This window comes from Congregibacter brevis (assembly GCF_045689245.1).
GTDB classification, from domain to species: Bacteria; Pseudomonadota; Gammaproteobacteria; order Pseudomonadales; family Halieaceae; genus Congregibacter; species Congregibacter brevis.
Map to the genome: position 1 here is coordinate 615,338 of NZ_CP136865.1, position 15,030 is coordinate 630,367.

Below are 15,030 nucleotides of genomic sequence, written 5' to 3' on the forward strand. Positions count from 1 at the left end.
ACCTTACATGCAAGCCTACCAACGCGAGTTTATTGATCTCGCACGACGCTGTGATGTGCTCCGATTTGGCGACTTTACGCTGAAGTCCGGACGGCAAAGCCCCTATTTCTTCAATGCCGGTGCCTTTGATAGCGGTGCGGCGCTCGCAGCGCTGGGGCGTTATTACGCGCAGTGCATTGTCGACTCCGGCGTGGAGTTCGACGTGTTATTGGGCCCCGCCTATAAGGGCATCCCTCTGGCAACGGCTACCGCGGTGGCCTTAGCAGACCACCATGGCCGCGATGTGCCCTTTGCCTACAACCGCAAGGAAGCGAAGAGCCACGGTGAGGGTGGTGTGTTGGTTGGCGCGGCGTTGCAAGGGCGCGTTTTGGTTATCGATGACGTCATCACTGCCGGTACGGCTGTTTCAGAGGTTATTGAAATGATTCATTCGGCGGGTGCGGAACTGGCAGGGGTGGTTATTGGTCTTAATCGTCAGGAGCGCGGCCAGGGAGACCTATCTGCGATTCAGGAAATTGAGCAGCGATGGAGTGTGCCGGTGTACAACATCATCGCCATGCAGGACTTGATTGTTTATTTGGAAGAGGACGGGGAGAGCGGTATGGACGTCCCTGAAGGCGCATTGAACGCTCTACGTGCCTATCGTGAGCAGTACGGAGTCTGACTTGTGGTGCATGCCTTGCGAGCCTATATTACCCATATGAAGATTAGCCGTAGCACATACTCTGTTGGCGGTTTGGCGTTTGTTGTTGCTTTGCTTGCACATCCCGCGACAGCCCAAGAGCGTCAAATGTACCGCTATACCAATGCGGAAGGGCATGCCGTGGTCGGCTACCAGGTGCCCCCGGAGTTCGTGGCCAACGGCTACGACATTTTGAGTCCCACGGGTGCCTTGGTCGCGGTTGTCCCGAGAACGCTTGATGCGGGTGAGCGCGAGGGTATGGACAGCGAAGCCCAACGGGCGCGCGAAGCCGCTGAAGAGGCGGAACGCATGCGCCGTTGGGATGAGTCGCTGCTACTGCGTTACAGCACTATTGAAGATATCGAAGCGGCTCGGGACAGAGAGCTGCGGGATTTGCGTATTCGTGTGAGCATTCTCAAAGGAAAGTTGCGGTCCTTGAAGCAGCAAGTGGAGAACTACCAAGCGCTGGCTGCTGATCAGGAGCGGTTGGGTAATTCTGTGAATGTCGAACATCTGGCTGCTATCGATGATTTGCAGGCAGAAATCGCGGCTACCGAGCGTGCAGTGACGGACCGACAGGAAGAGATTGCATCTGTGGAGTCTGATTACCAGCAGGATGTCGAGCGATTCACCACCCTTCTAGACATTGTCGAAATGCGTAAAACGATGTCCGCAGAAAGCTAGAGGCTGCTTCCGGCGCTGTTGTTTTGTATACCGCTGGAACTATCAATTTCGCTAGAACTATCAAGCCCGCTAGAAGCCTCGGCATCCGCGCTTAGCGATTGTGAATCGTCTGAAGCGGTGGGTACTTTGGCCACTGCCGGCACCTCGCCGGCTGTGGGCACTCCGCCGGCTGTTGGCACTCCACCAGCTGTGGGCACTTCACGGAAAAAGCTGTGCATCAGATAGTCGTACTGCTGGTTCCAGCCCTCGCTGGGACTGCGCTTGAATTCACTGCGTACAAATTGCGAAATCCGACCCTCGGCGCAGGCAAATAGCAGGTTTGCCGCCTCCGGTAAGGCTAGCACTGGCCGCAAGGCTTCCCGCAGTTCTGCTTCTCTAAGAATCTGACGAAGCTGCGTTTCTACACGATCTAGTACCTGATTCACCCGATGGCGAAGACGCTCAGTTTCTCCGGTTAAGGCCTCACCGGTCAGAAGGCGACTGATACCGGGGTTTCGTTCTGCGAAGGTGATGAGCAAGTAAAGAACGTGATTGCAGCGAGCAACAGCCTGTTCTTCTTCCTGCATGATTAAGGCAATGCGCTGAAAGAGCGTGTCTTCGATGAACTGAATCAGCTCTTCGAACATCTTCGCTTTGCTGGGAAAGTGCCTGTAGAGAGCGGCTTCGGACACGCCGACTTTGGCTGCAAGTCGAGCTGTGGTTATGCGATCGCCGGGGTTGTCTTCCAGCATTTGCGCCAAGGCCTCAAGTATCTGCTGACGGCGCTGGACGTTTCTCGGCATGGGATGCTCATAGGACAGTTAGAACAAACATCCTAGCGACTGCCCTTCATCGGGGCAATACGCTGGACTAAAACTCGTGCTTTTTACTGCGGTGAAGGTGCGGCCTAATCTTCTCCACGGGGTGTGATTTTGGTGCCCATACCCTCGTCCGTAAAAATTTCCAACAATACGGCATGGGGCACTCGTCCATCGACGATGTGGGCCGAAGCAACGCCTGACTTTACCGCGTCCAGGGCACAACCAATCTTTGGCAGCATTCCTCCATGCACTGTTCCGTCGGCAATCAGTTCATCGACTTTTTCGGTAGACAAGCCGGTCAGCACCGAGCCCGTAGCATCGAGGAGACCTTCCACGTTAGTTAACAACATGAGTTTCTCTGCTTGCATGACTTGAGCGATTTTTCCGGCAACGAGGTCAGCATTGATATTGAACGTATTCCCCTCGTCGTCTGAGCCGACGGGAGCAATAACAGGGATAAAGTTACTGTCCAAAATAACATCAAGAATTTCTCGATCGATTTGGCTAACTTCTCCGACCTGCCCGATGTCGATAATCTCCGCCGCATCCATCCCCGGTGTTTGACGGGTCACTTTCATAGGCTTGGCGCGAATGAGCCGACCGTCCTTGCCGGATACCCCAATGGCCTTACCGCCGTTACGACTGATCGAAGAGACTATCTCCTTGTTAACGCTGCCACCGAGGACCATTTCAACCACGTCCATGGTCTGTGAATCTGTTACGCGCATGCCTTCGACAAATTCGCTCTCAATATTCAGCTTTTCGAGCAGCTTACCAATCTGTGGTCCCCCGCCATGCACCACGACGGGGTTCATTCCCACGAGCTTCATCAGCACAATATCTCGGGCAAAGCTCTCGTGAAGAGTCGGATCTACCATGGCGTTACCGCCAAATTTGACGACGATGGTGCGCCCTGTAAAGCGCTGAATGTAAGGCAGTGCTTCGGTGAGAACGCGTGCGGCGTTCATAGCGGAGTCCGGTGTAAGCGACATGTGATTTCCTTGGGTGAGAGCGCTAGGTGAGTGTCAAAAAGCGCTCTTAAAACGGGATTGTGAGATCCGGCGCTACTGCAGCGAGCTGTTCCCGAAACAGTCCCTGAATCTTTTCGAGGCCCGCCTCGTCACTGGCTTCAAAGCGAGCCGTCAATGCTGGGCCGGTGTTGGATGCCCGAAGTAGGCCCCAGCCGTCCTGAAAGTCCACTCGCAGGCCATCCAGGTCGTTGGGTTTTCCATCGACAAAACGGGCTGATTCCACGAACTTTTTCATAAGCGCGAACTTTTCGGCATCGGGAACAGGAACCAAAATCTCAGGAGTGCTCACGGCGACGGGTAGGTCTGCGATGAAGTCGTCTATGTTCTGATCCTGAGACGACAGTATCTCTGCCAGTCGCCCCGTAGCGTACATGCCGTCATCAAATCCGTACCAGCGTTCACCGAAAAAGATATGTCCGGAAAACTCCCCGCCAAGTAACGCGCCAGTTTCCACCATCTTCTCTTTCATAAGCGCGTGGCCGGTCTTCCAGAGAACCGGGCGACCGCCGAGGCCCGTGATTAGCTGCGCAAGATTGCGGCTGCACTTGACGTCGTAAACAACGTCAGCGCCCGGGTTACGCGTTACTACATCGCGGGCAAAGATCATCATAAGGGTGTCACTGCGGATGATTTGGCCGCTGCCCGTGACAACCACGACGCGATCTCCGTCGCCATCATAGGCAACGCCAAAATCCGCGTCGTTGGAGATAACTTCGCGCACCAGTGCCCCAAGATTGTCTTCATTGCTGGTGTCAGGCGACCGGTTGGGGAAGCGTCCATCCACTTCGCAGAACAGGGGAATGACTTCGCAACCCAGCTCCTCAAGGAGAGCGGGTGCGATATGACCGGTGGCACCGTTACCGGCATCGACGACTACTTTCAGAGGCACTGCAATAGCGATGTCGCTGACTACTTCATCGAGATATTCCCCTACTACATCGCGCTGAATGACATGCCCCGTACCTTTGCTGAAGCGGCCCGTCTGCGCGATGTTGCGAATCTTCTCGATGGTACCCTCGGCGATGGTCTGCCCTTTGAGCACGATCTTCATGCCGTTGTACTCAGCTGGGTTATGGCTGCCGGTAATCATGACGCCAGATTTGGCTTCCAGTAGTGACGTCGCAAAATATAGAAGCGGCGTTGGGACCAAACCAATATCGATAACATCGCGACCGGCCTGCAATATGGCTTTTTCGAGAACGCCTTTAATGCGGCTGCTACTTGCTCGACCGTCATAGCCGATACACAGGGTCTGCTCACCCATTTCGCCGGCGATAGTTCCTATGGCACTGCCAATGCGGTAGACCGTTTCATCGTCCAGGTCGGAGTCTGCAACACCCCGGATATCATAGGCCCTAAAAATGTTGGGTGATAAGCCGTGTTCCGCGGGTCCGTCAACGGATGTCATGGCGGTGTTTGTGGGCGCCGCAGAGTGTGTATCTACCGCCGGAACAATGTTACTGGTATTGCCCATTCGGGCTCGGCGGAGGGTCAGTTTTCGTAAGTCTTTTGCCAGGGGCACGAGCTGCGGTATGTGTACGTCTAAGGGGGTGCGATGCTCTGCTCCATCTATGATGCGGGTCAGTTCGCCGTCTAACGCTTTATTGCTACGCTGCATGGAAACGAGAAACCCCACGATGCAGCACAGCATAAGGCCACCCAAAATGCCGTAGGGAGGCCTCACATGGCTGCTAGCTTCCTCGACGATTGCTGGCGAAGGCACAAATAATATGCGCCAAGGCGTGTCGTCGATATCGGCTTTACTTGCGGCCACTTTTGCGCCGTTTCCTTGGCTCGCAATACGCACGTCCCGGTCAGCACCTTCACTGTAGATGCGTTGCTCTAGGACGAATTCACCCACCATACCAGTTGGGTAACTCAGCATGGCCTCAAGCGTGTCCGCATCGACCGTAAGTAACACCACTGCGCGTTTCGACGGCAGACGGGGATGCGTTGTGACCTGCGTTAAAGACGCAAGCCACTGCCCTTCGAATTGATAGGCCTCGGGTTCAGCCGGCTCGTTATTGCTGACGCGTCTGACCAGGTCGACTTCAATATGATTCCGCAGACCCTGAAATCCGCCCGCGAGATCAGCAGTGCCCATATCGCTAAGAGGCAATAAGCGCAGGCTTACCGCTTCGGGAAAGTAGTCCAGCATGGCTTGTTCAACCAGGCGGATATCTGCAGGACTCTGCTCGGCAATCGCCTGTAGGGCGAGCGGTGAGCGCACCGCAGATGCAACGCGCGCGCGCAGCGATGCGATGGAATCCCCGATGTAGCGAGCTTGTTGCGCGGCATAGTTGTCTGAGACGCTCTTGATAAGGGCATCTTTTTGAGCAGGAGCATGAAGCAGTGCCAGATACGCTGTGGCTAGAATAAGGGGCACCAGAACAATGGCAAACCCAAACATCGAGGCGGAGCGAAGCAGATTCCCTTTGGCGTTAACGCCGTGGGTATTTCGCTGTTCGTCCGTTGAGGCTTTGCCCGGCTGGGGTTTTTTCTTCCCGGGAAGTTTAAGCATATCTAGTCGTCCCTAGCGTCTGCTGCGCGGGGCGCATTTTATTGTTGAAAGCATCATAAACTCTCGCACGTCCACTTGGAATCTCCCACTCCCGTGGTCGACTCAGCGTTTGCGTTGCTGGATTGCGCTAATTTGCGCTACCACCATGCTTGCAAGTACATCTTTCGAGCACTGTTCGATATTGAGCTCGCCATCCCCGTCGGCATTTTGCCAAAGGAGCAAGGCGGCATTGTTCTCGCTGTTAAAGCCAATACTGCTGTCACTCACATCGTTGGCCACAATCATGTCGAGATTTTTCCGTTCAAGTTTGCCGATCGCGTGCTCTCGAAGCTTCTCTGTCTCAGCGGCAAAACCAACGCTAAATGGTTTCGGGGAGCAGTTTGTGATCTGGGCAAGCACGTCAGGATTGCGCACCAGCTGCAAAGACATTTCTTCTTCGGACTTTTTGATTTTTTGCTCTGCAGCAGTGACGGGCCGGTAATCAGCTACGGCTGCGCAGCCGATAAATATGTCGCAGTCATTGACCAAGTTCATACAGGCATCAAGCATTTCTTTGGCAGTCGTTACCCTGTGGAGCTGCACTCGATCTGGTGCTGTAAGCGCTACCGGCCCAGAGACTAAATCAACGTGGGCTCCTGCTTCTATAGCTGCGCGAGCAAGGGCGTATCCCATTTTTCCTGAAGAGTGGTTTGAAATGTAGCGCACAGGGTCCAGCGGCTCTTGGGTGGGGCCTGCGGTGATGACCACGCGTTGCCCGGCGAGGACACCACTCTCAAACAAAGATGCGGCCTCCTCGGCGATGAGCTCTGGATCGAGCATACGCCCGGGTCCTATATCTCCACAGGCCTGTTCACCGCTATCCGGGCCCGCAATGTTGATACCCCGTTCTGTGAGGGTGGCTAAATTGCTTTGGGTTGCGGAGTCTTTCCACATTTGCTGGTTCATGGCTGGTGCCAGGAGCATCGGTGCGGCGGTCGCCAGTGCCACCGTGGTTAGCAGATCGTCCGCGCGACCTGCTGCGAGTCGAGCCATGCAGTCCGCCGTCGCGGGTGCGACAACCACTAGGTCAGCCCAGCGCGCGAGCTCAATATGCCCCATGCCGCGCTCCGCTTCTTCGTCCAGCAGACTGTGATGCACGGGGTGTCCCGAGAGCGCCTGCAGTGTCAGGGGCGTAATAAACTCCTGCGCACCACGGGTCATGATGACGCGGACTTCGGCTCCAGCATCCTGAAGTTTGCGCACGAGTTCGGCTGATTTATAGGCGGCGATGCCCCCGCAAACCGCCAGAAGCACCCGGCGATTGTTTAGATGTCCCATTAGCTTGGGTACCTTGGGAAAATACGGCGGTCCAGAAGATAACACTTGCGCCTGTGGATGGCACGGTAAGCAAGTACGGGTAGTGCACCCAGGGAGGGCTGAGCCATGACGTATTGCAAAGGGATCGAGGGAGAGTCACCTCGGGAAAAGCTGCTTGGCCGGGGAACTCAGGCTCTGTCAGATGCAGAGCTACTGGCCCTTGTTCTACATTGCCGGAGTGCCAGGACAGGGGCCACTGAGTTCGCTACGACGTTACTCGGCGGCCCGGACGGGCTCGCAGGCCTTGTGAGTAGCAGTCAGCAGGCTCTTCTTGCTATGCCGGGGCTTGGGCCTGCTTCGGTCTCGCGTTTGTTAGCGGCCTTGGAGCTTGCCGCGCGCTGTGCCAAGCAGCCGCTCACGCAGCGTGACGTGATGAGTAGTCCTGAGAAAACTCGTCTCTTTTTACAGCACCATTTGGGCATGCGTTCCCGGGAAGTGTTTTGTTGTTTGTTTCTCGATTCTCAGCACCGGCTCCTGTGTTGCGAAGATGTGTTCTTGGGAACCATTGATGGCGCCGCGGTCTATCCCAGAGAGGTGGTAGTTCGTGCTTTGCATTATCGCGCCGCGGCTGTGGTGCTCGCACATAATCACCCTTCGGGGCTTACCCGGCCGTCCAGCGCAGATCGTCGCATTACTGAACGTTTGCGCGACGCCCTAAAGCTTGTGGACGTCAGGGTGCTGGATCACGTGATTGTTGGCAGGGGCCGTTGTTACTCTTTTGTAGAGTCTGGGCTGCTGTAAAGTCCGCTCGAACCATTGGTATACGCTCGACCTTTTGCTTGCTGGATTGGGGCGCTTCTGGTATAAAGTCGCGCTCCGCGAAGTGGGGAGCCACCATTGAAATGCTCCAAACCGCGTAACTTATTGAAATTTAGAGCTTTTGCCTGAGTAAGCGACCAATAGATGGTACGCATTGCTCAGGTCCAGCGAGGAAATCATGGCCAGAGTCTGTCAGGTCACCGGTAAGCGTCCGGTAACCGGTAACAACGTATCGCACGCAAAGAACCGTACCCGTCGTAGGTTCCTGCCGAATTTGCACCAGCACCGCTTTTGGGTCGAGTCGGAGAAGCGTTTCGTACGTTTACGCGTTTCTAGCAAGGGTATGCGCATCATTGACAAAAAAGGTATCGATACCGTGCTGGGTGAAATCCGCGCACGGGGCGAAAAAGTCTGAGTACGCCACGCGGCTCACTGATAAGAGATTGGAAGAGGTAGCATCATGAGAGAAAAAGTTCGCATGAACTCTAGCGCAGGCACCGGGCATTTTTACACCACGGACAAGAACAAGCGCACTACTCCAGATAAGCTGGAAATGAAGAAGTACGATCCCGTTGCTCGTAAGCACGTGATGTACAAGGAAGGCAAAATCAAGTAATTCTTGATTTGTTAGCCCGCTGAATGCAGCGCGCGTCGCATAGCAACCCTGGCAATAGCCGGGGTTTTTTGTGCCTGAAGGATTGACAGCGATGAGAGTACTAGCGCAACCCGTATGCGATGAAGTCAACGTAGAGTGCTCAGCGAATGCCTGAATTACCTGAGGTAGAAACCACCCGGCGTGGCCTTCGTGCCCACGCTGAGGGGCGTCGAGTCGTGTCGGTAGCACTTCGCGAAGGTCGATTACGCTGGCCGGTGCCTCCTATACTTCCCGAGATTCTCCAGGGACAAGCTGTTCGTTCTTTGGATCGCCGAGCTAAATATCTCCTCTTCCGTATGGATCATGGAACCCTTTTGGTGCATTTGGGGATGTCGGGATCTCTGCGCGTGCTTTTGGAGCCACAAAAGCCAGCTAAGCACGATCACATCGATATAGAGCTGGATAGCGGAGCTGTGCTTCGCTACAACGACCCCCGGCGTTTTGGTAGCTTTCAATGGTTTAAATCGGGTGAGGAGATCACGCCCTTGGGCCGTCTGGGGCCTGAACCACTCTCGCTGGATTTTAATAGTAAGCGTCTTTTTGAGCTTTCTCGTGGTCGAAAGTTGGCCGTAAAACCCTTCATCATGGATGGAGCAACGGTTGTCGGTGTCGGTAATATTTACGCCACTGAAGCACTTTATCTTGCCGGGATTCGTCCGGACCGTGCCGCGGGTCGTGTATCCGAGGCGCGCTATGAGCTTCTTTCAGAACACATAAAGCAAGTGCTTACTAACGCTATCGAGCAAGGTGGCACTACTCTTAGAGATTTTGTGGGGGGTGATGGCAAGCCGGGTTACTTTGCCCAACAGCTGCACGTTTATGGCCGTTCTGGGGAGCCCTGTAAGGCTTGTGGAACGCCTCTCAGGGACCAAGTTATTGGTCAGCGTGCCAGTGTTTATTGCATAGCCTGCCAGCGTTGATCTGGGTACACTTGCTGTGGGCTCAGCTAGTCCCTATTGCGGAGGAAACAACGTGTTAGCTCAACTATCGCAGGTAAAACGTCACATAGGTTTAATCCTTATCGCCTTAATCATAGCGCCGTCAGGATTTGCCCAGAGCTCTATCGATGAAAAACCGAATGGCTTTGCCATGGCCGGCGACTTGGTGGTGGCTCGGCCAATTGGTCTGGTAATGACCGCGGTAGGCGGTGCAGCTTTCATTGTCTCGTTGCCCTTCACTGCGCTCGCCGGTTCAGTGTCCGAGTCAGCCGAGAGTTTGGTGCTGGGTCCGGCAAAAGAAACCTTTGTGCGATGCCTCGGATGTCGCGTATCTGGTTACAGCTACAAAGATGTAGAGCGACGCCGTGATCGCAAAGAACAAGAAGCTGAGCAGGCAGCGTTGGAAGCTGCTGAGCAACAGTAGCGCTTCACGATAGTCCGAGCCGCGGTTCAGCGCGGCTAGTAAGCTTGCTGGGTCGATCGCTTGCGGGTTCGCCCGCGAAAAGCAGCAAATCCTTCGGCGTTCAGCCAGGAAACTTTTGCGCTAGTGCTGCTCTCACGTTCGTGGGCACGAAGGGCGTGATATCCCCCTGCAGAGCTGCTATCTCTCGCACTAGCGAAGACGATATGTAAGACAGGTGCTCGCTCGGGGTAAGAAAAATGCTTTCAAACTCGGGATAGAGCGCTCGGTTCATGTTTGCCAGCTGAAACTCGTATTCAAAATCTGCGACTGCCCGCAATCCGCGCAGCACGCACCGGGCATTTTCGCTGATGGCAAAATCTGTCAGCAGATTACTGAAGCCTTTTACCTCAACATTATCTATATCTGACAAAGCTTCCGAGCAGAGCTCCACGCGCTCTTCCAGGCTGAAGAGCGGCGTTTTTTTCTCGCTGAAAGCGATGGCGACCACGACTCTTTCAAACAGTTGCGATGCGCGCTGGACCAGGTCCACGTGGCCGTTGGTAATGGGATCAAAGGTCCCAGGGTAGATAACGGTTCGATTGTTCACAGTGTGTTCCCGAGCCTCCAAAGAGAGGGATACTAAACAATCGACTTCGCCCTCTCAATCAATGTGTGGGAAGCCGATAGAGTTCGTAAATCACACCAGCACTTTTTTTGCTTCGGTATTGTTCCCAATTGTCTGGGAGCTTCGGGCTTTGCGAGGGCGCGTACTCCACATAAACAAGGGCGTTCGGGTTGAACATACTATGGCCATGTAGCTGATTCAGAGTACTGTCCAGGAGATCACTCGCAAAGGGTGGGTCGAGAAACAATAAGTCAAAGCTGCTAGCACTAGTAGTGTTTAGAAACTGCAGCGCATCACCCCGATAAACGGCCCCCCGGTTTTTTGCGGCCAATACATCAAGCGCCTGATCCAGCAAGCGCGCAGCTTGTGGCTGTTGCTCCACGAATTGACAGTGCGCCGCACCTCGCGACAAGGCCTCAAGGCCTAGTGCGCCTGTGCCTGCGAACAGATCGAGACATTGGGCTCCAATGATCTCTGGTGCGAGCCAGTTAAACACTGTCTCGCGAATCCGATCCGTGGAGGGACGGAGCCCGGGGAGATCTGCCACAGGCAGTTTTCGGCCTCGCCATTCCCCGGCGATTATTCGAAGCTTGCCCGTACCTTTTCTTTCTCCCAAGACGCTACTCCCGTCGCAGCATGAATCCCCGCGATGATACGATAGAGATCTCACGACAACACACGCCTGAGCCAAACGTTTTTTAGATGAAGTTTTTTAAATCCAAGCCTAAAGTCACTCCTGACGAAACTTCTGAAGCGATTCCTGACGCTCTTCCTGACGTCACGTCTGGTGCGACTCTTGATGTGCAGGCGGACGATGTTTCCGAGGCAATCACGCAAGAGCCTGCAGCGGTGGTCGCGGAGCCGAAGCTTGATGATACTAAGCCTAAAGAGCCTGGATTTTTTGGTCGCCTGAAGCGCGGTCTGGGGCGCACCAGCGACAGTCTTGCGTCGGGTTTCGGTAATCTATTTTTGGGCCGCAAAACCATCGATGCGCAGTTGCTTGAAGAGCTGGAGTCCCAACTTCTTATTGCGGATGTCGGCATTGAGGCGACCAGCGAGATCATCTCGCGTTTAACCGACCGTGTATCGCGCAAGGAGCTGGCTGACCCCGAAGCGTTGATGCAGAGTCTTCGCGATGAGCTTCAAAGTATCTTGTTGCCCTGTGAAAAGAACCTTGATGTAAGCACCGGTGCACCTTTTGTGATTCTGATGGTCGGCGTTAACGGCGTGGGTAAAACGACGACTATTGGCAAGTTGGCCCGGCGTTTTCAGGAAGAAGGTCGCTCCGTCATGCTTGCGGCAGGAGACACGTTTCGCGCCGCGGCAGTGGAGCAGTTGCAGCACTGGGGTGAGCGTCATAACGTACCGGTTATTGCTCAGCACACGGGTGCTGATAGCGCTTCGGTGATTTACGACGCACTGCAGGCGGCAACCGCACGGGGAGTCGATGTGCTTATCGCCGATACGGCGGGACGACTGTCGAACAAAAGTCATCTTATGGATGAACTCAGTAAGGTGGTGCGGGTGATGGGCAAGCTCAATCCAGACGCGCCTCATGAGGTTATGCTCGTTCTGGATGCGGGTACGGGACAAAATGCGCTCGCACAGGCAGCGCAGTTTCGAGATGCCGTGGGCGTTACTGGTTTGACCCTTACCAAGCTGGATGGCACTGCTAAAGGCGGCGTTATTTTTGCCATCGCAAAGCGCTTAGGCCTACCTATTCGATTTATCGGGGTGGGCGAGTCAGCCTTAGATCTTCGGCCGTTTGTTGCCGAGGAATTTATTCAGGCTTTGTTTGATCGTGATTGACTGAGCCATGATCGAGTTTGAGCGCGTCAGTAAACGCTATGACAACAGCCACGATGCGCTGCGCGAAGTAAGTTTCTCTATAGATCCGGAAGAGCTGGTCTTTCTGACCGGGCATTCTGGTGCCGGTAAAAGCACACTCCTGCGCTTGATAATGCTCATGGAGCGTCCTAGCCGTGGTCGGGTTACGGTCGGGGGATCCGATCTGAGTAAGTTCAGCCGGCGCAGTATTCCCCGACACCGACAATCTATTGGCGTTGTGTTTCAAAATCATAAATTGCTCATGGATCGCCCGGTTTACGATAACGTCGCATTACCTCTGCAGATCGCGGGCTTTGAGTATCGCGATATTGACCGGCGGGTGAATGCGGCGCTCGATAAGGTTGGGCTCCTCGATCGTGTGCAGTCCATGCCCATGAGCCTCTCGGGTGGCGAACAGCAACGCGTAGGAATCGCCCGAGCCGTGGTGGGCCGGCCTTCTATTCTTCTCGCCGATGAGCCGACGGGTAATCTGGATCCCGAATTGTCTGCAGAGATCATGCAACTGTTTGTGGACTTCAGTCAGGTAGGAGTCACCGTACTCATAGCGAGTCACGACCTGGCATTGATATCGCGCTTGCGTCATCGGATTATCACGCTGAACGACGGTCGTCTCGTCTCTCCCGGAGTCAACATCGATGTCCCGTAAGACGGCCAAGTCGACAGGGGGCAATGCACGGCCTCGAACGATACGATGGGTTGCGCGTTGGCGCGGCTGGCGGCGTCATCACAGCCAATCGGCTGCCGACAGTCTGGCAAAAGTCGTGAGCCAGCCGGTTTCGAGTTGCATGACATGGTTGGTGATTGGCATAGCGATCGCTTTGCCAACGGGACTTTGGGTGGTGCTTGGCAATGTATCGCAGCTTGGAGAGCAGCTCGAGCGTCCGGCACAGCTGTCGTTGTTTCTTCAGGCGGAACAGCCGGTCGATGAGGCTCGGAGTCTGGCGCTGGCTCTGTCGCAGCGAGAGAATATCCAAAGCACAGAGTTTGTCGATCGCGACGATGCTCTGGCTGAGTTTGTGGAACGCTCTGGCATGGGTGAACTCGCCAAAGGGTTGCCACAGAACCCCTTACCGCACCTGCTGTTGGTGGTGCCGGTACCCGCATCTCCGGAAGCTTTGAGTGAACTCCGCCAGAATCTGGAGTCTCTTCCTGAAGTAGAGGAAGCGCTGCTGGACACTTTGTGGCTGCAGCGTCTTCAATCGCTTATGACGCTGGGACGTAGAGCTGTCCAGCTGCTGGCAGTCCTACTGCTGGCCGCAGTGGTCTTGGTACTGGGAAACACCATTCGCCTGGCCATCGAGAGCCGCCGGGATGAAATAATTATCGTAAAACTCGTGGGCGGTAGCGATGCCTTTGTGCGGAGACCTTTGCTCTATACGGGCTTATGGTTCGGTCTTGGTGGTGGCGCGGTAGGTGCTATTTTGGTCGCTCTGGGTACATTTTTGCTCGCATCGCCTGTTAATGCCCTGTCTGCCGCTTATCAAAGCAGTTTTACACTCCAGGGCCTCGGACTCGTAGACAGCTTGCAGTTGGTCTTACTCGGCGCCTTTTTAGGCCTTGCGGGAGCTTGGCTGGCCGTTGCGAGGCACCTAAAAGCTATAGAGCCCCGGTGATGAGGGGTGATCAGGTGATCCGTTCTTATAACAAAATAGTATAGATAACTCCGTAAAGGGAACTTTCTCAGATTTAGCACTCTAATACTGAGAGTGCTAGAATCCGTCCCCCGTTGTGGAGTAGACCGTGACAGAACTGATGACTTCATCACTAACGACATCAATCGCGACACCAGTAGCAGCAGCTTACGATGGCTTGCTTGGTACCGATGATAATTCATCGGCGTCGTCGGGCACGCAAATGTTGGCCGTCGACCAGATGGTACCCGGAGCGAATCTCGCCGCTTATGTACAGGCGGTGGCTCGGGTTCCTGTTCTCAGTGCCGAGCGCGAGCACGAGTTGGCCGAGAAGCTGTTTTATGATGGTGACGTACAAGCTGCCCGCGAACTGGTTATGTCTCACCTACGCTTTGTGGCGCACATTGCGCGGAGTTATCGCGGATATGGTCTGGCGGAAGCGGACCTCATACAGGAAGGCAATGTCGGTTTGATGAAGGCGGTAAAGCGCTTTGATCCCACTAAAGGCGTGCGTTTGGTGTCCTTTGCGGTGCACTGGATCAAGGCCGAGATACACGAATACATTTTGCGTAACTGGCGGATTGTCAAAGTGGCCACCACCAAAGCACAGCGCAAGTTGTTCTTTAATCTTCGTGGTCAAAAGAAGACTTTGGCCTGGCTGAGCGCTGACGAGGCTAAAGCCGTCGCGAATGACTTGGGCGTTGATGTTCAGGAGGTCCACCGTATGGAGGGTCGATTGAGCAGCCATGACGTGGCTTTTGACGCACCCGTAGGCGCTGACGACGAAGAGGGTTGGCAGGCTCCGCAGTACTATCTCGAAGATCACACTGCAGATCCTGCGATCGATGTGGAAGAAACTGAGTGGCAGGCCGATAGTCAGGCGCAGCTGCATTCAGCGATTGCAGAGCTCGATGAGCGCAGCCGTAACATTCTTGCCCAACGTTGGCTCACGGACGACAAGGCCACACTGCACGAATTGGCTGCAGAGTACGGCGTGTCGGCAGAGCGTATCCGACAACTCGAACAGGCAGCGATGAAGAAAATTCGTCAGGTACTGATAGCCTAGTCGCCTCTTCGGCAATACCAGGGCGCGATAG

General features: G+C 54.8%; 17 protein-coding genes. 11 read left to right on the top strand and 6 right to left on the bottom strand.

Annotated features, from left to right (window positions below):
* Window positions 1-7 precede the first annotated feature (7 nt).
* Together pyrE and R0137_RS02735 are read left to right on the top strand one after the other, a co-directional pair.
* Window positions 8-664 carry an orotate phosphoribosyltransferase gene (gene pyrE, locus R0137_RS02730; RefSeq protein WP_407328359.1) on the top strand — a complete coding sequence of 219 codons (657 nt, stop codon included), beginning with the start codon at window positions 8-10 and terminating at the stop codon, window positions 662-664.
* Window positions 665-790: 126 nt separating this feature from the next.
* Window positions 791-1,366 carry a hypothetical protein gene (locus tag R0137_RS02735; RefSeq protein ID WP_407328360.1) on the top strand — a complete coding sequence of 192 codons (576 nt, stop codon included), beginning with the start codon at window positions 791-793 and terminating at the stop codon, window positions 1,364-1,366.
* On the opposite strand, the gene slmA is transcribed toward R0137_RS02735, so the two are convergent.
* From slmA to coaBC, 4 genes are all read right to left on the bottom strand, one after another.
* Complete coding sequence (slmA, locus tag R0137_RS02740) at window positions 1,363-2,148, bottom strand: nucleoid occlusion factor SlmA (protein ID WP_407328361.1); 786 nt, start codon at window positions 2,146-2,148, stop codon at window positions 1,363-1,365. The two genes, R0137_RS02735 and slmA, sit on opposite strands and share 4 nt — an antisense overlap.
* A 104-nt stretch (window positions 2,149-2,252) precedes the next feature.
* Window positions 2,253-3,158 carry an acetylglutamate kinase gene (gene argB, locus R0137_RS02745; protein WP_407328363.1) on the bottom strand — a complete coding sequence of 302 codons (906 nt, stop codon included), beginning with the start codon at window positions 3,156-3,158 and terminating at the stop codon, window positions 2,253-2,255.
* 46 nt (window positions 3,159-3,204) lie between these two features.
* Complete coding sequence (locus tag R0137_RS02750; RefSeq protein ID WP_407328364.1) at window positions 3,205-5,718, bottom strand: phosphomannomutase/phosphoglucomutase; 2,514 nt, start codon at window positions 5,716-5,718, stop codon at window positions 3,205-3,207.
* Window positions 5,719-5,820: 102 nt separating this feature from the next.
* Window positions 5,821-7,035: a bifunctional phosphopantothenoylcysteine decarboxylase/phosphopantothenate--cysteine ligase CoaBC gene (coaBC, locus tag R0137_RS02755; protein WP_407328366.1), complete on the bottom strand. Its 1,215-nt coding sequence runs from the start codon at window positions 7,033-7,035 to the stop codon at window positions 5,821-5,823.
* Between the two features lie 105 nt (window positions 7,036-7,140).
* Between coaBC and radC the strand changes: the two genes are divergently transcribed.
* From radC to R0137_RS02780, 5 genes are all read left to right on the top strand, one after another.
* A complete protein-coding gene (gene radC / locus R0137_RS02760; protein ID WP_407328368.1) occupies window positions 7,141-7,815 on the top strand; it encodes a DNA repair protein RadC in 675 nt (224 codons plus the stop codon).
* Between the two features lie 196 nt (window positions 7,816-8,011).
* A complete protein-coding gene (gene rpmB / locus R0137_RS02765; RefSeq protein ID WP_405273720.1) occupies window positions 8,012-8,248 on the top strand; it encodes a 50S ribosomal protein L28 in 237 nt (78 codons plus the stop codon).
* A 45-nt stretch (window positions 8,249-8,293) separates the two neighbouring features.
* Entirely contained in the window at window positions 8,294-8,449 is a 156-nt protein-coding gene (rpmG, locus tag R0137_RS02770; protein WP_008293439.1) for a 50S ribosomal protein L33, read from the top strand.
* Window positions 8,450-8,595: 146 nt separating this feature from the next.
* Window positions 8,596-9,408 (top strand): bifunctional DNA-formamidopyrimidine glycosylase/DNA-(apurinic or apyrimidinic site) lyase, encoded by an 813-nt coding sequence (gene mutM, locus R0137_RS02775; RefSeq protein WP_407328370.1) that lies wholly within the window; start codon window positions 8,596-8,598, stop codon window positions 9,406-9,408.
* A gap of 52 nt (window positions 9,409-9,460) precedes the next feature.
* Complete coding sequence (locus R0137_RS02780) at window positions 9,461-9,850, top strand: hypothetical protein (protein ID WP_407328371.1); 390 nt, start codon at window positions 9,461-9,463, stop codon at window positions 9,848-9,850.
* A gap of 100 nt (window positions 9,851-9,950) precedes the next feature.
* Here the strand turns inward: R0137_RS02780 and coaD are convergent, their stop codons facing one another.
* Complete coding sequence (coaD, locus tag R0137_RS02785) at window positions 9,951-10,436, bottom strand: pantetheine-phosphate adenylyltransferase (RefSeq protein WP_407328372.1); 486 nt, start codon at window positions 10,434-10,436, stop codon at window positions 9,951-9,953.
* A 58-nt stretch (window positions 10,437-10,494) separates the two neighbouring features.
* Complete coding sequence (gene rsmD, locus R0137_RS02790) at window positions 10,495-11,070, bottom strand: 16S rRNA (guanine(966)-N(2))-methyltransferase RsmD (protein ID WP_407328374.1); 576 nt, start codon at window positions 11,068-11,070, stop codon at window positions 10,495-10,497.
* An 86-nt stretch (window positions 11,071-11,156) separates the two neighbouring features.
* Here rsmD and ftsY point away from each other — a divergent pair, with 86 nt between their 5' ends.
* The 4 genes from ftsY to rpoH all read left to right on the top strand — a co-directional run bounded on the left by ftsY (window position 11,157) and on the right by rpoH (window position 14,999).
* Window positions 11,157-12,263: a signal recognition particle-docking protein FtsY gene (ftsY, locus tag R0137_RS02795; RefSeq protein ID WP_407328375.1), complete on the top strand. Its 1,107-nt coding sequence runs from the start codon at window positions 11,157-11,159 to the stop codon at window positions 12,261-12,263.
* 7 nt (window positions 12,264-12,270) lie between these two features.
* Window positions 12,271-12,948 (top strand): cell division ATP-binding protein FtsE, encoded by a 678-nt coding sequence (gene ftsE, locus R0137_RS02800; RefSeq protein WP_407328376.1) that lies wholly within the window; start codon window positions 12,271-12,273, stop codon window positions 12,946-12,948.
* Window positions 12,938-13,915, top strand: a complete 978-nt coding sequence (ftsX, locus tag R0137_RS02805; protein WP_407328377.1) for a permease-like cell division protein FtsX — start codon at window positions 12,938-12,940, stop codon at window positions 13,913-13,915. Before ftsE ends, ftsX begins: the two co-directional genes overlap by 11 nt.
* 241 nt (window positions 13,916-14,156) lie before the next feature.
* Window positions 14,157-14,999, top strand: coding sequence for an RNA polymerase sigma factor RpoH (rpoH, locus tag R0137_RS02810; RefSeq protein WP_405273733.1), 843 nt, complete (start codon window positions 14,157-14,159; stop codon window positions 14,997-14,999).
* Window positions 15,000-15,030: the final 31 nt, after the last annotated feature.